The sequence below is a fragment of the Burkholderia sp. MSMB1078WGS genome (assembly GCF_001528895.1).
Taxonomy (GTDB): Bacteria; Pseudomonadota; Gammaproteobacteria; order Burkholderiales; family Burkholderiaceae; genus Burkholderia.
The window spans coordinates 88839-110715 of the sequence record NZ_LPDI01000040.1; the positions used below are offsets into that span (position 1 = coordinate 88839).

Genomic DNA, 21877 nt, shown 5'->3' on the forward strand with positions numbered 1-21877 from the left:
GCGCTCGATTCGAGCCATAAGCCAATCCGATCGAGCAAGATGAATATCATATTTTTCGGCGATCGATCGCGTTTCTATACTCGTCTCACAAAAGAGCCCGACTGCCGGCCATCCCGGACCGGACGCGGCGAAAGCGCCGGCCCCGCCGGCAAGGAGACGAAGATGTTCAAGGCGATCGACGCGCCGGCGGCCGGCGCGAAGCCGCGGCGCACGCCGCTTACGCGCGAGCAGGTCAAGGGCTTCTGGGCCGTGTACGCGGGCTGGGTGCTCGACGGCGTGGATTCGGTGATCTACGCGCTCGTGCTGATTCCCGCGCTGACCGAACTGCTGCCGGCCTCCGGCATCGCGGCGACGCCCGCGAATCTGGGGATGTACGGCTCGATCCTGTTCGCGCTGTTCCTGATCGGCTGGGGGCTGTCGTTCGTCTGGGGGCCGCTCGCCGACCGCTTCGGCCGCGTGCGCACGCTCGCGGCGAGCATCCTGATCTATTCGGTGTTCACCGGCGCGGCCGCGTTCGTGCACGACGTATGGGCGCTGGCCGCGTGCCGGCTGATCGCCGGGATCGGCGTCGGCGGCGAATGGGCGCTCGCGGGCACCTACGTCGCCGAAAGCTGGCCGGAGGACCGCCGCAAGATGGGCGCCGGCTACCTGCAGACGGGCTATTACTTCGGCTTCTTCATCGCGGCCTGCCTGAACTACACGATCGGCGCGACCTACGGCTGGCGTGCGATGTTCCTGTGCGGGCTGGCGCCCGCGTTGCTCGCGGTGTTTACGGTCATGCGCGTGAAGGAGCCGGGGCAGTGGCGTCGGCACGGCGCGCGCGACGGCGACGTGGCCGACGCGCGCCGCGCGCATCCGCTGCGCGAGATCTTCGCGCCGGCGTTCCTGCGCCGCACGCTGACGAGCGCGAGCCTCGTCGGCGTCGCGATCGTCGGGTTGTGGGCCGGCTCCGTCTACGAGGCGAGCGCGGTCACCACGCTGGCGACACGCGCGGGCATCGATCACGTCGGCGCGCTGCGGCTGGCGTCGATCGGTGCGGCGATCCTGTCGTGCGCAACGATTGCCGGCTGTCTGGCGGCGCCGTGGCTGTCGGAGCGGCTCGGCCGGCGTACCGCGCTCGGCGTGTATTTCGCGGGGATGGCCGGCTCGATCGTGTTCGCGTTCGGCTGGGCGTTCTACCAGCCGAACGGGCTCGCCGCGTTCATGGTGTCGCTCGCGTTCCTCGGCTTCTTCGGCGGCAACTTCGCGATCTTCTCGCTGTGGCTGCCCGAGCAATATCCGACGCGCGTGCGGGCCACCGCGTTCGCGTTCAACGCTTCGGTCGGCCGCTTCATCGGCGCGGGCGTGAACTTTCTGCTCGGCGCCGCGATTCACGGTTACGGATCGCTCGGCGTGCCGGTCGCATGGACCGCTGCCGTGTTCGGGCTCGGCATCCTGATCCTGCCGTTCGCGGTCGAAACGCGCCACCAGACACTGCCCGAATGAGCGGCACGCCGCAGTCGTTCGCGAACACGCCACACCCCATCATCAATATCAGGAGTCCGGAATGCAGGCATTAACGGGAATCAGGATCGTCGATCTCAGTCGCGCGCTGTCGGGGCCGTTCTGCTCGATGGTGCTCGCCGATCTCGGCGCCGACGTGATCAAGGTCGAGTCGGGGCCGCACGGCGACATGAGCCGCGCGTGGGGGCCGTTCGATCGCGGCGTGAGCACGTACTACCTGTCCTGCAACCGCAACAAGCGCGGCGTCTGTGTGGACTTCCGGCAACCGGCCGGCCTCGACGTCGTGCGGCGTCTGATCGCGCAGGCCGACGTCGTGATCGAGAATTTCAAGGCCGGCACGATGGACGCGATGGGGCTCGGCTACGCCGCACTGAGCGCGCGCGACCCGCGGCTCGTGATGGGCAGCGTCACCGCGTTCGGCCCGCGCGGCCCGCTGCGCGACTGGCCGGGCTTCGACCAGATCGCGCAGGGCTATGCGGGGCTGATGAGCCTCACCGGCTTCCCGGACGGCGAGCCGACCCGCACGGGCACCGCGATCGGCGATCTCAGCTCGGGGATGTGGGTCGCGACCGGCGTGATGGCCGCGCTGTTCGAGCGCGAGCGCACCGGGCGCGGCCAGCATGTCGGCACGTCGCTGCTCGAAAGCCTCGTTGCGCTGTTGAGCGTGCACGGGCAACGCTACCTGAGCCTCGGCGACGTGCCGCGCCGCACCGGCAACGCGCATGCGATGATCGCGCCGTACGGCGTGTTCGAGACGGCCGACGGCCCGCTCAACCTCGCACCGATCACGACCGACATGTGGTTGCGGCTGTGCCGGTTGCTCGATCTGCCCGAACTGCCGGCCGACCCGCGCTTCGCGACCAACGATGCGCGCGTCGCCCATCGCGACGCATTGAAGGCGCTGCTCGAAAGCCGGCTGCGCACGCGCGGCAAGCGCGAATGGACGCAACGGTTCGTCGAGGCCGGGCTGCCGGCCGGGCCGATCCATACGCTCGACGAAGTATTCGACGATCCGCAGCTCGCGCATTGCGGGCTGGTCGAGCCGGTCGCGCATCCGACGCTCGGCACGTTGCGTCAGGTCGTCACGCCGCTCGGCGGGATGGGCGACGACCTGCCGGCGCCGCGCACGCGCCATGCGCCGCCGCTACTCGGCGAGCATACGGTCGACGTGCTCCGCGAAGCCGGCTACGGCGACGATGCGATCGACGCGCTGCTGGCGGAGCGCGCGATCTTCCAGGCGGATGCGGTGACGGAGGCCGTGCAATGACCGACACGACGAAACGGGACGGGGCGTCGACCGTGACGGTCGACCTGATCGGCGAGCGGATCGCCCGCGTGCGGTTCGCGAACCCGGCGCGACGGCATGCGCTCGACGCGCCGCTGCTCGACGCCCTCGTTGCACACCTCGATGCGTTGGCCGGACATCGTCCGCCGCCAGTCGTGATTCTGTCGAACGACGGTAGCGGCGATGTGTGGAGCGCGGGGCACGACCTGCGCGAACTGGCCGACGATCGCGATCCGCTCGCATACGGCAAGCCGCTCGAACGCGCGCTGCGGCGCGTGCGAACCTATCCGGGCGCGGTGATCGCGGCGGTGTCCGGATCGGCGTGGGGCGGGGCGGTCGATCTCGCGATGAGCTGCGATCTCGTCGTGGCCGCGCGCGACGCGCGTTTCGCGATGACGCCCGCGAACATCGGCCTGCCGTATTCGACGAGCGGCTTGCTGCGCTTCTACGACAACCTGCCGATCCACGTGCTGAAGGAGATGTTCTTCTGCGCGCAGCCGCTCGATGCGGAACGCGCCGCGCACCACGGGCTCGTGAACCGGCTGGCCGACGCCGGCGGGGTCGACGACGCGGCGCTCGACGTCGCGCGTACGATCGCCGCGAAGGCGCCGCTCGCGGTGCACGCGGTGAAGGAGCAGTTGCGCGTGCTGCAGGACGCGCGGCCATTGCCGGCCGATGCGTTCGAACGCATCGCCGAGTTGCGCCGGCGGGCGTGCGAAGGCGCGGATTTCGACGAAGGGTTGCGCGCGTTCGCGGAGCGGCGCGCGCCGGTGTTTCGCGGGATTTAGGCGGAAAGCGGAGGTTGCGATGTGACGATGGCCGCGCGTCATGCGCCGCCGAGCGCATGTATGCCGACGAGCAGCAGTGCGCCGATCGCGATCAGCAGCAGCGCATGAACGCGCGTGTAGATCACGCACAACGTCGATGCGCCGGCGATCGCGCGCGCGGGCCAGCCGCCGTCGAGCGCCTGCAGCAGCACCCACACCGACGCGAGAATCATGCCGGCCGCGACCGGGCGCAGGCCGGCTTCGAGCGCGATCTGCCAGCGCGCGCCTCGATGTCGCCGCCATAGATGCGCGACACCGTAGATCAGAAACGCGGTCGGCCCGAACAGCGCGAGCGTCGCGATCACCGCGCCCCAGAAGCCGGCCACCTGCCAGCCGATCAGCGTCGCCAGCAGCGAGCCGGGGCCCGGCGCCATCCGCGCGATCGCGAAGTCGTTCACGAATTGCGTGGCGCTCATCCAGTGATGGACGTCGACGACCTGCCGCTGGATGTCCGCGATGACCGCCTGCCCGCCGCCGATCGTCGCGATCGACAGCGGCGCGAACACGCCGAACAGCGCGGCGTAACGTGCGGACGCGTTCATCGCGCGTCGCTCCCGCCCGGTGCAGCGGCCGCACGGCGGTATTCGAGCGCGACGCTCAGCGTGCCGCCGATCAGCACGGTCCACACTAGCGGCCAGTGCAGCACCGCGACCGACACGAAGACGAGCGTCATGACCGCGAACGGCAGCGCGCGGCGCGGCAGGCGGCGCACCGCGGTGATCGCCATCGAGATCGACAGCCCGATCGCCGCGGCCGCCGCGCCGGCGAGCGCGACATGCGTGAGCGGGAAGCGCGTGAGGGTCGAGAACGCGACGCCGAACAGCACGATCAGCACCGCGGACGGCGCGATGATGCCGGTGAAGCCCGCCACCGCGCCGCGCCATCCGGTGAGACGGTAGCCGATCCAGATGGCGAGATTCTTCACGTTGACGCCCGGCAACGCCTGCGACAGCGCGAGGCCGTTGAGGAACGCCTCTTCGTCGAGCCATCGCCGCCCGTGCACGAAGTCGCGCATCATCCGTCCGCTGAGTCCGCCGCCGAAGCTGGTCAGGCCGATCTGCGCGAACGCGATGAACAGTGCGAGGACGCCTGGCGGCGCGTCGCTTGCCGGAGGGGCCGGGGGAGTCGGGGTGGAGGCGGGAGGCATCGGGCGGGTAGCACGTGGGGATCGGGCGATCGCCCATGTTAGCAAGCGGTGCCTGTCAGCACGCTGACATTGGCGCGGCGCCCGCACAAGCCCGGCTCCGCAACCGATACGCGGCCGCGCCGCCGCGCGTCATGCGCGCACCACCGTCACGCCGGCGGCCTCGATCGGCTCCGTCAGCGCGGCGTCGGTTTCCTTTTCGACGACGATCGTGTGCGCCAGCGCGATATCGCCGATCACGAACTGCGACGCCGCGCGCAGCTTCGACTGCGACGCGAGCACGACCGTCTCGGCCGCGCGTTCGGCTAGCGCGCGCTTGATCGCCGCTTCCTCGAAATCGCCGGTGCTCAGCCCCGCGACCGGATGCACGCCCGTGACCCCCATGAAGTACAGGTCCGCATGGATGCGCGCGATGCCTTCCATCGCCGCCGCGCCGACCGCGACGATCGAATGCTTGTAGAGCCGCCCGCCGATCAGGATCACGTCGATCGACGGATGCGCGGCCAGCGCGACCGCGACGCTCGGGCTATGCGTGACGATCGTCGCGCGCAGGTCGACCGGCAACTGGCCGACGAGCAGCGCGGAGGTCGTGCCGCCGTCGACGATCGCGACTTGCCCGGGCGCGATCATCTGCGCGGCGCGCCGCGCGATGCGCCGCTTCTCCGCGGTTTCGAGCGCCTCGCGCTGCGCGAACGGCGCGACGGCCGGCGACGCCGGCAGCGCGCCGCCATGCACGCGCTGCAGCAGCCCTTCGGCCGCGAGTTCGCGCAGGTCGCGGCGCACCGTGTCTTCGGACACGCCGAATTGCACGCTCAGCTCGGCAGCCAGCACCTGGCCGTCGCGCGAGAGCGCGTCGAGGATCGCTTTCTTGCGTTGCGTCGTCAGCATCGTGTTTGCATGAAAATTCTTGAAATTGCACGAATGTGCACGTTACCATGAGCGCCGTCCTTTGTCGAACCGGAGGCTGCAATGGCTGCTACGCGGGAGCGGGTCCGCATCGTCGATACGACGGTGCTGTCCGATGACTGGTATGTGCTGCGCAAGGTGACGTTCGATTTCCTGCGCCGCGACGGCACGTGGCAACGCCTGAGCCGCGAGACCTACGATCGCGGCAACGGCGCGACGATCCTGCTGCGTCATGCCGAGACGGGCGACGTGCTGCTGACGCGGCAGTTCCGGATGCCGGCGTTCGTGAGCGGGCACGACGGCATGCTGCTCGAAGCGGCCGCCGGCCTGCTCGACGACGAAACGCCCGAAGCGCGCATCCGCGCGGAGGCCGAGGAGGAGACCGGCTATCGCGTGCGCGGCGTGCGCAAGGTGTTCGAGGCGTTCATGAGCCCGGGTTCCGTGACGGAGAAACTGCATTTCTTCGTCGGCGAATACGATGCGTCGCTGCGCACCGGCGCGGGCGGCGGCGTCGCGGAAGAGGGCGAGGATCTCGAGGTCGTCGAGATGCCGCTGCAGGCGGCGCTGGACGCGGTCGAGCGCGGCGAGATCGTCGATGCGAAGACGATCATGCTGCTCCAGTACGTCGCGCTGCGGGAAATCGCGGGCGGGCGCGCCGCATGACGCCGCGGCTCGTGCTGGTCGCAGGCCCCTATCGCAGTGGCACGCACGGCGACCCCGCGCGCATCGCCGCGAATCTGCATCGGCTGGAAGCGGCGGCGCTCGCCGTGTATCGTCGCGGGCACGTGCCGATGATCGGCGAATGGGTGTCGCTGCCGCCGCGGCCGCGGCCGGGTCGACGCAGGTCGGCGACGCGATCGGCGAAGCCTTCCTGTATCCGGCCGCGCACCGGCTGCTGCGATGCTGCGACGCAGTGCTGCGCATCGGCGGCGCGTCGCGCGGAGCGGATGCGGACGTGGCGCTTGCGCGGCAACTCGGCAAGCCGGTCTATTTCGCGGTTGACGAGATGCCGGTCGCGCAGGACGATTCGACCGATTGAGCAAGCATGAGCGCCGGGTTGCGGCATCGCCGGCGCGACACTTGAGGACAGCCGGTATTCGCGTTGCCGGTATCCGCACACGCGCAGCAGCACGCAGTGGCGTCGCCGAGGCGGCGCGACGCCCGAACCGGCGTATGATCGCGACGCCATTCGCGCAACGTTCGACTTCACCGCTTTCTCATCATGCCGCTTTCCGATTCCGCCGATCCATCCGACTCCGCCGCCGCGCCGCTTCCCGCCGGTCTCGTGGCATCCGCCGTCGATGCACTCGCGCGCGCCGACGCATTGCTCGTCACGGCCGGCGCGGGCATCGGCGTCGATTCCGGCTTGCCCGATTTTCGCGGTACGGACGGCTTCTGGCGCGCGTATCCGGCGCTGCGCCACGAGCGTTTCGAATTCCACGAGATCGCGTCGCCGCACGCGTTTCGTGCGCGTGCGGCGCTCGCATGGGGGTTCTACGGGCACCGTCTCGCGCTCTACCGCGCCACCGCGCCGCACGCGGGCTTCGCGATCCTGCGCCGCTGGATCGACGCGATGCCGAACGGCGGTTTCGTGCTGACGAGCAACGTCGACGGCCAGTTCCAGAAAGCCGGCTTCGATCCGGCGCGCATCGTCGAGATCCACGGCTCGATTCATGCGATGCAGTGCCTGCGCCCGTGCACGGACGAGACGTGGGACGCGGCGCCGTTCATGCCGGAGGTCGACGAAACGACGTGCCGCCTGGTGGGCGACATGCCGCACTGCCCGCACTGCGGCGGGCTCGCGCGGCCGAACATCCTGATGTTCGGCGACACCGGCTGGCTCGGCGCGCGCTACGACGCTCAGGAGCGCGCGCTTGAAGACTGGATCGCGCGGGCCGGGCGCGTCGCCGTGGTCGAGATCGGCGCGGGCACCGCGATTCCGACCGTGCGCCTGTTGAGCGAGCGGTTCGGTGCCGACGTGATTCGCATCAACGCGCGCGAAGCGCATGCGCGCCGGGCGGACGTGATCGGGCTGAAGGGCGGTGCGCTGGCGACGTTGAACGCGCTCGAGCGCGCGTGGCGCGGCGGCTGAGCCCGCGCCGACCGGCCGCGGCCGCGCCGGTTACGGCCGGGCGACGAGCGCCTGCACGAGCGCCGGCGCGATCGGCGAACCGAGGCCCGTCACGTAGTCGTAGCCGCCCACTGCGTTGCAGATGCTGCCGCAATTGCCGTTGGAGCCGGTCGTCACGTCGTGGAAGTCGCTGCCGTACGCGGTTTTGCCGACCGTATAGAGCGTGTCGTAGGTGCCGCTCAACGATTTCTTGCCAGCCGCCGTGCGCAGCGAGTTCGCGATCGCGACGAGCGCCGACCATTGCGGCGCACCCGCGCTCGTGCCGCCAACCTGGAACCAGCCGGCCTGTCCTTGATAGGTGACCGAGTCGTACACCGCGAAACCGCTGGACGGATTCGCGTCGTAGCTGACGTCGGGCACGCCGCGCTTGCCGGCCACCGGAATCGGCCAGGCAGCCTGGCCGGTGGGCTCGGCCTCGACGTTGCTCACGCCGCCGCCGCTGCCGCTCCACGCCGCCTCGCCGATGTAGTTGCCGGCCGTATCGGACGACAGCGTCGTGCCGCCGACGGACACCACATAGGGCGACGCGGCCGGGTATTCGGTGCCGGTGCCGCTGTCGCCGGACGACGCGACGAACGTCACGCCAGGTACGTTGAAGTGGCTGTCGAAGCCCGTCTCGCTGCTGAATTCGTTGCCGCCGAAACTCATCGACACCACCGACGCGCCGCGCTTGACCGCGACGTCGACCGCGGCCAGCAGGTCGCTGAGGCTGGCCGATGCGGCTTCGACGAGCACGATCTTCGCCTTCGGCGCGATCGCATGCACCCATTCGACGTCGAGCGAGATCTCGAGCGACCAGCCCGAATCGGGTTTGGGCCGCGCACCGTGCGCGTACACCTTGGTGAAACAGCCGTTCGACGACGTGCAGGCCGGCAGCGAGAACGCATTGCTGAACACGCCGAGATCGGACTCGATCTTCGGGTCGTCGTACGCGTCGACGATCGCGACGACCATCCCGTCGCCCTGGTTCGCGATCGCATCGAACCCGTATGCATGCCGGGTGGGTGCCGGCGTGAGGCCGGCGATCGTGGCCGTGCTCGCACGCGGCTTCGTGTGGAACGGCGGGCGCGCGAATCCTGCCGGTGCACGATGGCCTTCGACGTAGGGCGGCGGCCCGTTGCCGTCGGCGAGCACGGCGCCCGACGCGAGCAGCGACGCGCACAGCGCCGGAATCAACATGGACGACGGGCGGATATTGTTCATTTTTCGAGTCTCCATGTCGATGGAGTGGAGTAGCGAATCAATTTTACGAAATCGACGACGGTAACTACATCGAATATCGACTGAATAAGGGAATGTCTGATAAGGGAAAGTACGCGGGATCCCTTATGGATTGGTGCTGTGCTGGGATAGCCCGCGCCGGATCGAACTGCTTTATCGATTTTCGAAAAATCCGATAAATAATCGGTCGATTCAAAATAGATTCGTAATGTCCGATGTAATTGTTCGGTAAATGTCCACTGCGGCGCGCGCGTGGAAATCGTGAAAGGCGTCATGCGTTCGCGACACGATCCGCCGCCCGTCGGCATTGCCGGCGCGGCGCGATTGCGCATACAGTTCGGCGTAGGCCGCGTGCGCCGCGCGGCGGCGTCAGAGAGGAGTGCCCTTGTTCTATTCGATCGTCGCGATCTTCGTCGGCGCCGGGCTCGGCGCGTTGCTGCGCTGGTTCCTGAGCCTCGCGCTCAACGCGTTCTTTCCCGCGGTGCCGCTCGGCACGCTCGCGTCGAACCTGATCGGCGGCTATGTGATCGGCGTGGCCGCCGTCATGTTTACCGCTCGCGTCGGGTTGCCGCCCGAGTGGCGGCTGTTCGTGATCACGGGCTTTCTCGGCGGCCTCACGACGTTCTCGACCTTTTCGGTCGAAGTGATGACGCACGCGCTCGAGGGCGAATTCGGATGGGCGTTGGCGGTGGCTGCCCTACACTTGACTGGATCGTTCGCGCTGACGGCGCTCGGCATGTGGACCGCGCGCGCGTGGCTCGCGGCGGCCTGAGCGGGCCGCCATCGGAGGGAGCGATGGACAGGGTCTTTTTGCGTTTCTACGTGCACGAGCAGCACCGGCTGCACTGGAAGCCGCTGTGGGAATGGCTGCTGGAAGAGGCGAACCGGATGGGCGTCGCGGGCGGTTCTGCGTTTCGCGCGATGGCTGGTTTCGGCCAGCATCGCGTGCTGCACGAGGATCGCTTCTTCGAACTGCAGGGCTCGGTCGCGATCGAGGTCGAATTCATCGTCACCGAGGACGAAGCGCAACGGCTGCTCGAGCGGCTATCGCACGAGAAAGTGCGTGTGTGCTACGCGATGATGCCCGCGCGGTTCGGCGTGATCGACACGCTCGGCGCACCGCCGGCGCAGGGGCCGGCGGCGTAGGGCGTCGCGCCGGATCAGATGCCGAACATCGTCAGCGACACGGCCGCGCGCGTGACGATCATCAGCAGCACCTGCACGATCACGAACAGCAGGATCGGCGACAGGTCGATGCCGCCGAGGTTCGGGATCACGCGGCGCAGCGGGTTCAGGAACGGCGCGGTGAGCTGGTAGAGGATCGGCATTGCCGGCGAGTGCGGGTTGAGCCACGACAGCAGCGCCATCAGGATCGTCATCCAGATCACGAGATTGAGCGCCCACTTCACGACGGTGAGCAGCGCGACCACAACGAGCGTCGCGATCACGGCGGCCGGATCGAAGCCGGCCATCACGACCATCAGCACGACGTAGACGAGCGCGGTGAGCAGCGCGGCGACGACGCTGGCCCAGTCGATGCCGCGTACGCCCGCGATCACGCGGCGCAGCGGCAGCACGAGCCAGTTGGTCGCCTGCAGCACGGCTTGCGTGACGGGGTTGTACGGCGGCACGCGGACGGCCTGCATCCAGACGCGCAGGATCAGTGCGGCGCCGAATAGCGTGAAGACGGTATTGAGCAGAAAACGGGCGATCTCGCCGAACATCGTTGGCATCCTTTTTATACAGTCAGTAGCGTGCGGCCGCCAACGCCGGTTGGCGGCGCATCGGCCGACACCTTATCACGCCTCGTCTCGCGACGGGGAGGGGCGCGCGGCCGCGCGCGCGAGCGACGTTTCGACGGCTTCGGCCAGCGCCGGCAGCGAGACCGGCGGCGTCGCGCGCTTCGCCGCGAGCGCGATCGCGCGGCGCGTCAGCAGCGCGTACAGTGCTGCATGATCGCCGCCGCGCGCCTCGAGCAGCGCGAGCTGGCGCTCGACGATGCCCGTGTCGCCGCGCGACACCGGCCCGGACAGCGCATTCGCGAGCCCCTTGTCGCGGGCGGTCTCGATCGTGCCGGCGAGCATCGGCAACAGCGCGCGTAGCGCGGCGTCCTCGTCGAAACCGAGGCCGCGCCACAGCTCGACCGCTTCCGACAGCCCGCACAGCGCGAAGCTCGCCGCGTAGTGGGCGGCTGCGTGATACAGCATCCGGCCGCCGGCCGGAATCGACAGCGGATGGCAGCCGAGTGCGGCGGCAAGTCGCAGCAGCGTCGCGTGCAGCGCACCGTCCGCTTCGATCGTGACCGAGCAGCCGTCGATGCGCGCGAGGTCGGCATCGGTGCCGCCGAACAGATAAAGAGGATGGAAGCCGCCGGTGGCCACGCCTTGCTGCTTCGCCGGGTCGAGCAGCGCGACCGCCGATGCGCCGCTGCAATGGACGACCGCCTGGCGGGCGGCGCGCGAGGCGTCGAAGCGCAACGCCGCGGCGCTCGACGCGAGATGATCGTCAGGCGTCGTCACGAAGATCAGGTCGGCGGCGTCGGCCACTTGCTGCGGGGTATCGACCGCGCGGCAGCCGTCGATGCGCGCGGCAAGGCCGGCGGCCGATGCGGGTGTGCGGCTCGCGATCGCGACGACGGGAAAGCCGGCCTGCGCGAAACGCTGCGCGACACAGCGCGCGAGGCGGCCGGCGCCGATGAAGCCGAGGCGGGGTGTGTCGGGAAGCGGCATGGCAGCGGATGTAAGCGAAAACGAAGCAGCCGCCAGTATCGCAGGAATGACGGCGATGTCGCGGAAGCATGCTAGGCGGCTGCACGTATGAATTACCGATGCGCGGCGCGATCGATGCGTGGATGGGCATCCGGTATCGTGGCGGGATCACGACTGCGGAATCCGTCCCCGAAACTCCATGCGGCTGCGTCCCGCTTGAAATGTCGGCATGTTGTCTCGAATTTGTAATCGTTCATTACGTACGCGCGCCAGCTGCGCGCGCCGGATCCGGTAAGACTGACCGATCGTCGTGTCGCGCCCCGACTCCTCGGATGGAATCGCGCGACCCGCAAGGGTTGCCGCCCGTGCGAGGCCCCGCGCCGGACGGCGGCTCCGGCCGCGGACAATTGCAATTTGCAACAAATGCGCGATACGCGCGGGGCGGGTTTTCGCTACATTGCTTGCATGCGACGTGCATGCCCGCCGTTGCCGACAGGAGCGCCTAAAATACCGCTCCAGCAGGAGAATCGAAGTGAAAAAGCTCATTCCGTTCATCGCCGCCGCCGCGCTGGGCCTGGGTGCCGCAAGCGCCGCGCAGGCTCACGTGTCGATCGGGGTCGGCATCGGTATCCCGGTCGCACCCGCATATCCCGTCTATGCACCGCCGCCGCCCGTCTACTACGCGCCGCCGCCTCCGCCCGTGTACTACGCGCCGGCACCGGCCTACTATGCGCCGCCGCCCGCTGTGGTCGTCGGCGGCTACTACGGTCGCCCGTACTGGCGCCACGGCTACGGCGGCTGGGGCCATCACGGCTACTGGCGTCGCTGATTCGTCCCGCGCGGCCTGACCGCGCGCGGCAAAACGGCGCAACGTCCCGCGAGGGGCGCTGCGCCGTTTTTCATTGGGGCCGCCATTTCGGCGCGCGGCTCGGCAGGGCGGTCGCGATTACGTCGCGTGCACGATCAGGTCGCGGTAGCCGCCGACGATCACGCTGTACGAGAAATACGCGAACAGCAGCGCCGACGCGACATGGCACGCACGCATCAGCCCGGCGCCCGCACGCTTGCGGCCTTGGCTCGCGAGCGTGCACATGAAGAGCGTCCACGCGAGACCGCCGAGGAAAAAGCCCGACAGGAACACCGACGCGGTGGCCGGGGTGGTCGCGCCGGCTTTCGCGATCAGCGCGCCGCCGACTGCCGCGAACCACAGGATCGCGCTCGGCGACGACATCGCGAGCAGCATCCCGCGCGCGAAACTGCGCCGCGCGCTCGCCCGCGGCGGCGGTTCATCGTCCGCGTCGTCGTCGGCTGCCTTGACGGGCGCCAGCGCTTCGCGCGCCATCTTCCACGTGAGGAACAGCAGCACCGCGCCGCCGCCGATCCACACGATCCAGCGCACGGGTTCGAACTGCAGCAGCACGGCCATCCCCGCGAGCGCGAGCGCCGCGTAAACGAGATCGCCGACGCACGAGCCGACGCCGAGCCAGAAGCCCGGCCGGAAGCCGTGCGACAGCGTCAGCGACAGCATCGCCACGTTGACGAGGCCGATGTCGAGACACAACGATAGCGACAGAAAGAATCCGTCGGACAGCATGGAGGCAGGCGGAAAGTTCATCTTCGGGGTGCGTGCGGCGATTGCGATGCGCGGGCCGGCGGGTGCCGGCCGCGTGGCGTCAGAGGCCGATCTCCTGCCACAGCCGGTCGACGCGCGCCTTCACGGCCGCGTCCATCTCGATCGGGCGGCCCCATTCGCGATTCGTTTCGCCCGGCCACTTGTTGGTCGCGTCGAGCCCCATCTTCGAGCCGAGGCCGGCCACCGGCGATGCGAAGTCGAGATAGTCGATCGGCGTGCTGTCGACCATCACCGTGTCGCGCACGGGGTCGACGCGCGTCGTGATCGCCCAGATCACTTCCTTCCAGTCGCGGATGTTCACGTCCTCGTCGACGACCACGATGAACTTCGTATACATGAACTGCCGCAGGAAGCTCCACACGCCGAACATCACGCGCTTTGCGTGGCCCGCGTAGCTCTTCTTCATCTGGACGATGGCCATCCGGTAACTGCAGCCTTCGGGCGGCAGGTAGAAGTCGGTGATTTCCGTGAACTGCTTCTGCAGCAGCGGCACGAACACCTCGTTGAGCGCGACGCCGAGCACGGCGGGCTCGTCGGGCGGCTTGCCCGTGTAGGTCGAATGGTAGATCGCGTCGCGGCGCATCGTGATGCGCTCGACGGTGAACACCGGAAACCACTCCTGCTCGTTGTAGTAGCCGGTATGGTCGCCGTACGGCCCTTCGAGCGCGTGTTCGTACGCGGCCGCCGCGTTGCCCGCCGGTCGCGGCGGCGCGCCGGCCGGCGCAGGGGCGGGGGCGCCTTCCTGCGGATGAATGAAGCCTTCCAGCACGATTTCCGCGCGCGCGGGCACCTGCAGCGTGTCGACGCCGGGCGTCAGGCACTTCGCGAGTTCCGTGCGGCTGCCGCGCAGCAGGCCGGCGAACTGATACTCGGACAGCGAATCGGGTACGGGCGTCACCGCACCGAGTGTCGTGGCCGGATCGGCGCCGAGCACGACCGCGACCGGATAGGGCTTGCCCGGGTTCCGCAGCGCGAACTCGCGGAAGTCGAGCGCGCCGCCGCGATGCGCGAGCCAGCGCATGATCAGCTTGTTGCGGCCGATCAATTGCTGACGGTAGATGCCGAGGTTCTGGCGCGGCTTGTTCGGCCCGCGCGTGACCGTCAGGCCCCACGTGACGAGCGGCCCCGCATCGCCGGGCCAGCAGGTCTGGATCGGCAGCTTGTTCAGGTCGACGTCGGCGCCTTCCCAGACGATTTCCTGGCACGGCGGCGACGACACCGACTTCGGCGCCATGTCCCACACCGCCTTCGCGAGCGACAGTAGCTTGCCGGCGTCCTTCAGGCTCTTCGGCGGATCGGGTTCCTTCAGCGCGGACAGCAGGCGCCCGAGATCGCGCAGCGAACCGAGCGCGGCATCGTCGCCCGCATCGACGCCCATCCCGAGCGCGACGCGGCGCGGCGTGCCGAACAGGTTGCCGAGCACCGGGAACGCATGGCCGGGCGGCGCGTTGAACAGCAGCGCCGGGCCGCCGGCGCGCAACACGCGGTCGCACAGCTCGGTCATTTCGAGCACGGGCGACACGGGCTGGGTGACGCGCCGCAGTTCGCCGAGCGCCTCGAGGCGTTGAATGAAATCGCGTAAGTCTTTGTATTTCATGAAGAAGGTCCGGGCTGCCCGCAGGGCGGGCAGCGGTGGGCGGGGACAGCGGCCGGCTGCGACCCCGAATCGACCGACGATTTTACCCGGGTCGCCGCGCGGCCGCCCGGCGCAGAAAAAAGTCGATCGAGCGCAAACCCCTTACGGCACGGGGATTGCGTTCTGAAGAGCGGTTTTAAATTACTTTTTGTTATGATTTGAAAGTTTTATAGTGTTGACGATCTATAAAACCCTGCTAGAATCCGCTCACATTGGTTGCAGGGTAAAAGGCTTCGAGCCGCCAATCACCGATCTTTGACGCAGCGCGTCACCGTCCGCCGAATCCTGCACGGCGTTTTCGACGGCCTTTGTCGTAGTCCCAGCCAGCGCCACCAGACGCTGGTTTTTTGCGTGGGTGCCACCGCGTATGCCCGCCTCGCCCAGTGTGCGAAGGCGCCGGCCTTCTTACACCGTGGCCTCGAACGGTACTTATACCGTTTCCCCGATGCTTGCGCGTCCCAACCAAGGCGTGCGGCGTCGTGATTCCGCGGCGCGTTTTCCGTCTCGCCATCGAGCTGAGCGAGCCGCACGAGTCATGTTCATGGGAGATGATCTGAATGAACGCTTGGTTATCGTGGCGTCCCACCGAGCAGCATGCGCAAATCGTGCGCAACTTGCTGCGTCGCGGGACGCGTGTCAGTCACCATCTATTCAGCGTTGTCGGCTGTTTCGCTGTCGCGGTCGCGCTTGCACTGTGGTTGCTGCCAACCGTGCGCGGCACGCTCGCCGCGAAGCTGATGCCGGTCGTGTCCGCGGCCGTGCAGGCCGGTCCGGCGCGCCTGCTGTCCGGCCATCCGCTGCCGAACTTCGCGCCTGCCGGCGCGCAGTCGCAGCAGGAAGAGAGTCCGGAAACGGATGCGCTTGCGGTCGGCCTCGACGTCGCACCGGAAGCCGGCGCTCAGGGCGCCCCGGGCGATGCGTCCGATCCGGCCCGTAACGGCCCGTCGCCGGTCGCGCTTGCGAAACTGATTCCGATTCAGCGCGTGGCGGCCGATGCCCGCGACGATCGCGCGCTCGCGTCGAACCGCGAGCAGGCGCTCGTCGCCACCTATCTGTCGCGCCGTTACCGCGTCGCCCAGGAGCCGCTCGGCCAGCTCGTCAAGGCGGCGTTCCAGACCGGTCGTGACGTCGGCCTCGATCCGCTGCTGCTGCTGTCCGTGATGGCGATCGAATCGGGCTTCAACCCGTACGCCGAAAGCGGCGTCGGCGCGAAGGGGCTGATGCAGGTCATGTCGAAGGTGCATTCCGACAAGTTCGAGTATTTCGGCGGCACCGACACCGCGCTGCAGCCGCTCGCGAACCTGCAGGTCGGCGCACTGGTACTGAAGGACTGTATCGCGCGCGGCGGTTCGCTCGCGAACGGCCTGCGCCTGTACAACGGCTCGACGAATCCCGACGACAACGGCTATGGCTCGAAGGTGATGGCCGAACGCAGCCGCCTGCGCGACGTCGCGCGTGGCCGCAGCGTGCCGATCAACGCGCCGCAGGCGCCCGCGCAACCCGCGAAGCCGATCGTCACTGCCGCTGCCGTGACGGCCGCGGCAGGCGGCGCGAAGCGCGTGCATGCGACGCTCGACGGCACGACCTCGATCAAGGCGGCGCCGAAGGAAGCCGCCCCGCAGGACGACGCGAGCGTCGATACCGCGAAGCAGTCGCACGGCGATCATTCGGAGCTCGGCGCGTAACGGTCGCGTTTCGGCGGCTCCGGCCGGCACGACATGAAAAAAGCACCCGACTCGGGTGCTTTTTCTTTTTGCGATGCGTGAAGCGGCGGTACGCCCCGGCCGCGGGGTTAGTGCTGGCCGAACAGCGCCGCGAGCCGGCCGACGGCCTCTTCGAGCCGAGAGTAGGCCGTCGCATAGGACAGGCGGATATAGTCGCGCGGCGCATGGACACCGAAGTCCATGCCCGGCACCAGCACCACGCCTGCGTCGTGCAGCATCGCCTGCGTGAGTGCGGCACTGTCGCCGGCCGCCGGGTGGGCGACGCTGCCGCAATGTGCATACACGTAGAACGCGCCGTCCGGCATCACCGGCACCGTGAAGCCGAGCCGTTCGAGCGCCGGTGCGATGAAATCGCGGCGGCGCTTGAATTCGAGCCGGCGTGTTTCGTAGATGTCGAGCGTCGCGGGTTCGAAGCAGGCGAGCGCCGCGTGTTGCGCGAGCGCGGAAGGGCAGATGAACAGGTTCTGCGAGAGCTTCTCGAACGAGCCGACGAGCGCGGGCGGCACGACGAGCCAGCCGAGCCGCCAGCCCGTCATGCTGAAATACTTCGAGAAGCTGTTCACGGTGATGACGTCGTCGCCGAACGACAGCGCCGATACGGGCGCGGCGTCGTAGCTGAGCCCCTGGTAGATCTCGTCGACGATCGTGAAGCCGTGGCGTGCGCGCACCGCTTCGACGATCCGCTTCAGTTCGTCCGGTTCGAGCGACGTGCCGGTCGGGTTCGACGGCGACGCAAGCAGCACGCCGCGCGTGCGCGCGTTCCAGTGCGTGCGGACGTCGTTTTCGGTGAGCTGGAAGCGTGCGTCCGGGCCGCTCGGCACGAGCACCGGGCGACCTTCGGCCGCCGCGACGAAGTGCCGGTTGCACGGATACGACGGGTCGGGCATCAGTACTTCGTCGTCGCGGCCGACCAGCGCGAGGCACGCGAGCAGCAGCGCGGCCGATGCGCCGGCCGTCACGACGATCCGCTCGGGCGCGATCGCGAGGCCGTACGCGCGCGCATAGTGCGCGGCGATCGCCTCGCGCAGCGGCGCGATGCCGAGCGCGCTCGTGTACTGCGTGACGCCGCGGCGCAGCGCGGCCGCGGCAGCCTCGACGACCGGCTCCGGTGCGGTGAAATCCGGCTCGCCGATGCCCATGTGGATAACGTCGCGCCCCAAGGACTCGAGCCGCTGTGCCTCCTTCATCAGTTCCATCACGTGGAAGGGCTGGATCGCGTCGACGCGTGCGGCGAGCGTGACGAGCGAATCGGCGGTGGTATTCATCGGCGGGCGGGACGGAGGGGAAAAGAATGAAAAACGGGCGCTTGCGCGCCCGTGGACCAACCAACGGTATCAGCCGTTGCGACGCGCCTGCGTTTCGGCGGGGCGCAGCTTCGCGGCCAGCTTGTCGAGCACGCCGTTCACGTACTTGTAGCCGTCGGAGCCGCCGAACGTCTTCGCGAGTTCGACGGCTTCGTTGATGATCACGCGATACGGCGTCTCGACGTGGTGCGTGAGCTCGAACGTCGCGATCAACAGCACCGCGCGTTCGACCGGCGACAGCTGATCGATCGGACGGTCCAGCGACGGCGCCAGCGCTTCGACGAGCGTCGCATGTTCGCGGATCACGCCGTGCAGGATCGCTTCGAGCAGTTCCTTGTCAGCCTTGTCGTAACCGAGCGCGCCGCGCAGTTGCGCGTCGATCTCGCCGGAGGGCGCGTTCGACAGCAGCCACTGGTACAGGCCCTGCGTCGCCAGCTCGCGCGATTGTCGGCGGGCGCTCTTCTTCATGCGCGCTCCTCTTCGTCGTCTTCGTCTTCCTCTTCGTCCTCGTCGTCGCCGAGCTGGTCGAGCGCCATCGTCAGGTTGGCCATCTCGACGGCGACGCGTGCGGCGTCACGACCCTTTTCGGTCATGCGCGCGACGGCCTGCTCGTCGGTTTCGGTCGTCAGGACCGCATTCGCGATCGGCAGGTTGAAGTCGAGGCCGATGCGGGTGATGCCCGCGCCGCTCTCGTTCGACACAAGTTCGAAATGGTAGGTCTCGCCGCGGATCACCGCGCCGAGCGCGATCAGTGCGTCGAACTGGCCGCTTTCGGCGAGCTTCTGCAGCGCGAGCGGGATTTCCAGCGCGCCGGGCACTGACACGAGCAGCACGTCTTCACCGGTGACGCCGAGGCGCTCCAGTTCTTCGACGCACGCGTCGGCGAGGCCGTTGCACACGGGTTCGTTGAAGCGCGATTGCACGATGCCGATACGCAGGCCGTCGCCTTCGAGATTCGGTTGGTATTGTCCGATTTCCATGATCTGGTCCGTGGTGTGGATGAACGGTTATAGGGCGAAAGCGCCGTGGCGGGTTACGCGTGGGACGCCGGGCAGGACTTGGCCTCGCCGCCGGGCATCGGAATGAAGCCCGTGACTTCGAGGCCGTAGCCGGACATGCTGCCCAGCTTGCGCGGATTCGACAGCACCTGCATCTTGCCGACGCCGACATCGCGCAGGATCTGCGCGCCGATGCCGAACGTCTTGAAATCGACCGGCCGGCGCTTGAGCGCAGCGGCCTTTTCTTCCTCGTCGAACGCCTTGAAGACGTCGATCAGGTGTTCCTTCGTATCGCCGCAGTTGAGCAGCACGATCACGCCGAGGTCGCGTTCCGCGATCTCGCGCATCGCCGCGTCGAGCGTCCACGAGTGGGTCGAGATGCCCGTCTCGAGCAGGTCGAGCACGGACAGCGGCTCGTGCACGCGCACCGGCGTATCGACGTCGGGCGACGGCATGCCGCGCACCAGCGCGATGTGCGGCGAGCCGCTCGGCTGGTCGCGGTACAGCACCGCGCGGAACGTGCCGTGCGCGGTCTGCATCGTGCGCTCGGCGATCCGCTCGATGATCGATTCGGTGCGGCTGCGGTACTGGATCAGGTCGGCGATCGTGCCGATCTTCAGGTTGTGTTCCTTCGCGAATTCGATCAGGTCCGGCAGGCGCGCCATCGTGCCGTCGTCCTTGATGATCTCGCAGATCACCGCGGCCGGCGTGAGGCCCGCGAGCGCGGTGAAGTCGCAGCCGGCCTCGGTGTGGCCCGCGCGCACGAGCACGCCGCCCGGTTGCGCCATGATCGGGAACACGTGGCCCGGCTGCACGATATGCTCGGGGCGCACGTCGTGCGCGACCGCCGTGGCGATCGTGTGCGCGCGGTCGGCGGCCGAGATGCCGGTCGTCACGCCTTCGGCCGCTTCGATGCTGACCGTGAACGCGGTGCCGTACTGCGTGCCGTTGCGATAGGTCATCAGCGGCAGGTGCAGCTGCTTGCAGCGTTCCTGCGTCAACGTCAGACAAATCAGGCCGCGGCCGTACCTGGCCATGAAGTTGATCGCTTCCGGCGTGACGAATTCGGCGGCGATCACGAGGTCGCCCTCGTTTTCGCGGTCTTCTTCGTCGACCAGGATCACCATCCGGCCGGCTTTCAGCTCGGCGATGATGTCGAGCGTGGAGGCGAGCGTCATAAGGGGGCGAGAAAGAGGAAAGTGCGTATTTTACGCCAGCCGGGCGGCGTTTCGGCTGGCGCAGGCCGGGCGGGGCCGGCTTGCGCTCCGGAAAGCGCTGCGGCCGGCCTGCGCGCGGGTGCGGACGGCTGCGGGCCGGGCGTTGCGCGACCGCGCGTCACGCGTGCTCGTTGCGCCCGCCGAGGTAGTCCAGCTTGCCGAGTTCGACGCCGCTATGGCGCAGGATGTCGTACGCGGTCGTCACGTGGAAGAAGAAGTTGGGGAGCACGAAATTCAGCAGGTACGACTGGCCGGTGAATTCGATCGGCCCGACGCGCATCTTCAGCACGACCTGGCGCGTCTCGCTGCCGTCGATCTGTGCGGCGTCGAAGCTTTCGAGGTAGTCGATCGTCTTCTGGATGCGCGCATGCAGCTCGTCGAAGGTCTGCTCGACGTCCGGGTAGCTCGGGATGTCGACGCCGGCGAGCCGCGCAGCGCAGCCCTTGGCCGTGTCGGTCGCGATGTAGACCTGGCGGACGAGCGGCAGCATGTCCGGATAGAGGCGTGCGCCGACGAACACCGACGGATCGATCTGCTTTTCGGCCGCATGGGCCTGCGCCTTGCCGAGGATGTGCTGCAGGTTGGTGAGGCCGCGGATCAGGACGGGCAGCGAAGCCTTGTACATCGTGATGGACATGGGGACGACTCCTGTGGGAAGAGAGGCGCCGCGGTGCGCGGCACGTCGTGCGTTGCGGCGTTGAAACCGCTGTCGACGCATCTTAGCGCGACGGCATGACCCGTGCGCGTCGTTGGCCGTTTGGCCAGGTGTCGGCTGGCCAAACGGCCAACGACCGAACGCGATCCGATGGCGGCGTATCGGATGGCCGGCGACGGAGCGGCCCGGCACGAAGTAGGGTGGGAGCAAAGCGCGGCGAAGCCCGCTCGGCCCACGCACACGATCGGGCGGGCGGCCGGTGAGCGTCTGAGCGAGGGAGGGCGGCGACGCCCGAACCATGCCGGGCGAACCGCCTGCCGTCATTCCCCGCACCGGACGGCGCTGGCCGATCAGTCCTGATGCACGCCCTGCGACGACGACAGCATCCGCTCCACGTACCGCGCGATCATGTCGACTTCGAGATTGACCTTGTCGCCGGCCTTCACGTGACGCAGCGTCGTGACCTCGACCGTATGCGGAATCAGGTTGATCGAGAATTCGCAGCCGTCCGCGCGATCGTCGACCGTATTGACGGTCAGGCTCACGCCGTTCACCGTGATCGAGCCCTTGTACGCGAGATAGCGGCCGAGTTCGCGCGGCGCGACGATCCGCAGTTCGTGCGACTCGCCGACCGGCGCGAAGCGCGACACGGTACCGAGGCCGTCCACGTGGCCCGACACGATATGCCCGCCGAGGCGATCGTGCGCGCGCAGCGCCTTCTCGAGATTCACTTCGCCGGGCTGCGCGAGGCCGACCGTCCGGTTCAGGCTTTCGCGCGACACGTCGACGTCGAATGCGGTGTCGGTCTTTTCGATCACCGTCATGCACGCGCCCTGGATCGCGATGCTGTCGCCGAGTGCGACATCGGCCAGGTCGAGCCCGCCGGCCTGCACGGTCAGGCGTACGCCGGCGTCGGCCGACGTGCCGAGCGGGGCGATCGATTCGATGCGGCCGACGGCCGCGACAATTCCGGTAAACATCGTGA

General features: G+C 68.4%; 23 protein-coding genes and 1 pseudogene. 10 read left to right on the forward strand and 14 right to left on the reverse strand.

The features are described from left to right. Positions 1–162: 162 nt before the first annotated feature. The 3 genes from WT24_RS11010 to scpB all read left to right on the forward strand — a co-directional run bounded on the left by WT24_RS11010 (position 163) and on the right by scpB (position 3576). Entirely contained in the window at positions 163–1485 is a 1323-nt protein-coding gene (locus WT24_RS11010; RefSeq protein ID WP_059791945.1) for an MFS transporter, read from the forward strand. Between the two features lie 61 nt (positions 1486–1546). Next, on the forward strand, positions 1547–2770 hold the full coding sequence (locus tag WT24_RS11015; RefSeq protein WP_060033476.1) for a CaiB/BaiF CoA-transferase family protein: 1224 nt from the start codon (positions 1547–1549) through the stop codon (positions 2768–2770). Beyond that, positions 2767–3576, forward strand: a complete 810-nt coding sequence (scpB, locus tag WT24_RS11020) for a methylmalonyl-CoA decarboxylase (protein WP_060033479.1) — start codon at positions 2767–2769, stop codon at positions 3574–3576. The genes WT24_RS11015 and scpB overlap by 4 nt, the downstream gene beginning before the upstream one ends. A 38-nt stretch (positions 3577–3614) precedes the next feature. On the opposite strand, the gene WT24_RS11025 is transcribed toward scpB, so the two are convergent. The 3 genes from WT24_RS11025 to WT24_RS11035 form a co-directional block, all read right to left on the reverse strand. Then, complete coding sequence (locus WT24_RS11025; protein WP_060033482.1) at positions 3615–4157, reverse strand: chromate transporter; 543 nt, start codon at positions 4155–4157, stop codon at positions 3615–3617. Beyond that, a complete protein-coding gene (locus WT24_RS11030; protein WP_060033485.1) occupies positions 4154–4762 on the reverse strand; it encodes a chromate transporter in 609 nt (202 codons plus the stop codon). The genes WT24_RS11025 and WT24_RS11030 overlap by 4 nt, the downstream gene beginning before the upstream one ends. Positions 4763–4891: 129 nt before the next feature. After that, positions 4892–5647 (reverse strand): DeoR/GlpR family DNA-binding transcription regulator, encoded by a 756-nt coding sequence (locus WT24_RS11035; RefSeq protein WP_060033488.1) that lies wholly within the window; start codon positions 5645–5647, stop codon positions 4892–4894. A gap of 81 nt (positions 5648–5728) precedes the next feature. Between WT24_RS11035 and WT24_RS34295 the strand changes: the two genes are divergently transcribed. From WT24_RS34295 to WT24_RS11050, 3 genes and pseudogenes are all read left to right on the forward strand, one after another. Further along, entirely contained in the window at positions 5729–6328 is a 600-nt protein-coding gene (locus WT24_RS34295; RefSeq protein WP_060033491.1) for an NUDIX domain-containing protein, read from the forward strand. Next, positions 6325–6704, forward strand: a pseudogene (locus WT24_RS34300) (DUF4406 domain-containing protein). Before WT24_RS34295 ends, WT24_RS34300 begins: the two are co-directional and overlap by 4 nt. Before the next feature lie 183 nt (positions 6705–6887). Then, positions 6888–7757, forward strand: coding sequence for a Sir2 family NAD-dependent protein deacetylase (locus tag WT24_RS11050; RefSeq protein ID WP_060033494.1), 870 nt, complete (start codon positions 6888–6890; stop codon positions 7755–7757). Between the two features lie 30 nt (positions 7758–7787). Here the strand turns inward: WT24_RS11050 and WT24_RS11055 are convergent, their stop codons facing one another. Then, positions 7788–8999 (reverse strand): S53 family peptidase, encoded by a 1212-nt coding sequence (locus tag WT24_RS11055; RefSeq protein WP_060033497.1) that lies wholly within the window; start codon positions 8997–8999, stop codon positions 7788–7790. A gap of 403 nt (positions 9000–9402) precedes the next feature. Here WT24_RS11055 and crcB point away from each other — a divergent pair, with 403 nt between their 5' ends. Both crcB and WT24_RS11065 read left to right on the forward strand, forming a co-directional pair. Beyond that, positions 9403–9789, forward strand: a complete 387-nt coding sequence (crcB, locus tag WT24_RS11060) for a fluoride efflux transporter CrcB (protein WP_059791612.1) — start codon at positions 9403–9405, stop codon at positions 9787–9789. A 23-nt stretch (positions 9790–9812) separates the two neighbouring features. Then, positions 9813–10163, forward strand: a complete 351-nt coding sequence (locus WT24_RS11065) for a DUF190 domain-containing protein (RefSeq protein ID WP_059499891.1) — start codon at positions 9813–9815, stop codon at positions 10161–10163. 14 nt (positions 10164–10177) lie between these two features. Here the strand turns inward: WT24_RS11065 and WT24_RS11070 are convergent, their stop codons facing one another. Beyond that, the gene (locus WT24_RS11070) at positions 10178–10741 is read right to left on the reverse strand and encodes a YggT family protein (RefSeq protein ID WP_034206634.1); all 564 of its coding nucleotides are present in this window, start codon (positions 10739–10741) and stop codon (positions 10178–10180) included. A gap of 75 nt (positions 10742–10816) precedes the next feature. Further along, positions 10817–11746: a Rossmann-like and DUF2520 domain-containing protein gene (locus WT24_RS11075; RefSeq protein WP_060033501.1), complete on the reverse strand. Its 930-nt coding sequence runs from the start codon at positions 11744–11746 to the stop codon at positions 10817–10819. A 511-nt stretch (positions 11747–12257) separates the two neighbouring features. Between WT24_RS11075 and WT24_RS11080 the strand changes: the two genes are divergently transcribed. Next, the gene (locus WT24_RS11080) at positions 12258–12554 is read left to right on the forward strand and encodes a hypothetical protein (RefSeq protein ID WP_006488565.1); all 297 of its coding nucleotides are present in this window, start codon (positions 12258–12260) and stop codon (positions 12552–12554) included. A 117-nt stretch (positions 12555–12671) separates the two neighbouring features. On the opposite strand, the gene WT24_RS11085 is transcribed toward WT24_RS11080, so the two are convergent. Together WT24_RS11085 and WT24_RS11090 are read right to left on the reverse strand one after the other, a co-directional pair. After that, the gene (locus WT24_RS11085; RefSeq protein ID WP_059499894.1) at positions 12672–13340 is read right to left on the reverse strand and encodes a LysE family translocator; all 669 of its coding nucleotides are present in this window, start codon (positions 13338–13340) and stop codon (positions 12672–12674) included. Positions 13341–13398: 58 nt separating this feature from the next. Beyond that, a complete protein-coding gene (locus WT24_RS11090; protein ID WP_059791608.1) occupies positions 13399–14955 on the reverse strand; it encodes a UbiD family decarboxylase in 1557 nt (518 codons plus the stop codon). 596 nt (positions 14956–15551) lie between these two features. On the opposite strand from WT24_RS11090, the gene WT24_RS11095 reads away from it, so the two are divergent. Beyond that, positions 15552–16679 (forward strand): lytic transglycosylase domain-containing protein, encoded by a 1128-nt coding sequence (locus WT24_RS11095; RefSeq protein WP_060033504.1) that lies wholly within the window; start codon positions 15552–15554, stop codon positions 16677–16679. A 107-nt stretch (positions 16680–16786) separates the two neighbouring features. Here the strand turns inward: WT24_RS11095 and WT24_RS11100 are convergent, their stop codons facing one another. From WT24_RS11100 to WT24_RS11125, 6 genes are all read right to left on the reverse strand, one after another. Further along, complete coding sequence (locus WT24_RS11100) at positions 16787–17983, reverse strand: pyridoxal phosphate-dependent aminotransferase (protein ID WP_059791606.1); 1197 nt, start codon at positions 17981–17983, stop codon at positions 16787–16789. A 69-nt stretch (positions 17984–18052) separates the two neighbouring features. After that, a complete protein-coding gene (gene nusB / locus WT24_RS11105) occupies positions 18053–18490 on the reverse strand; it encodes a transcription antitermination factor NusB (protein ID WP_006476662.1) in 438 nt (145 codons plus the stop codon). Beyond that, positions 18487–19002, reverse strand: coding sequence for a 6,7-dimethyl-8-ribityllumazine synthase (gene ribH, locus WT24_RS11110; protein ID WP_034206641.1), 516 nt, complete (start codon positions 19000–19002; stop codon positions 18487–18489). The genes nusB and ribH overlap by 4 nt, the downstream gene beginning before the upstream one ends. Positions 19003–19055: 53 nt before the next feature. Next, positions 19056–20198 (reverse strand): bifunctional 3,4-dihydroxy-2-butanone-4-phosphate synthase/GTP cyclohydrolase II, encoded by a 1143-nt coding sequence (gene ribBA, locus WT24_RS11115; protein WP_059499898.1) that lies wholly within the window; start codon positions 20196–20198, stop codon positions 19056–19058. A gap of 157 nt (positions 20199–20355) precedes the next feature. Then, on the reverse strand, positions 20356–20874 hold the full coding sequence (locus tag WT24_RS11120) for a DUF1993 family protein (RefSeq protein WP_060033506.1): 519 nt from the start codon (positions 20872–20874) through the stop codon (positions 20356–20358). A 368-nt stretch (positions 20875–21242) separates the two neighbouring features. Continuing rightward, positions 21243–21872, reverse strand: a complete 630-nt coding sequence (locus WT24_RS11125; protein ID WP_059499900.1) for a riboflavin synthase — start codon at positions 21870–21872, stop codon at positions 21243–21245. Between the last annotated feature and the right edge of the window lie 5 nt (positions 21873–21877).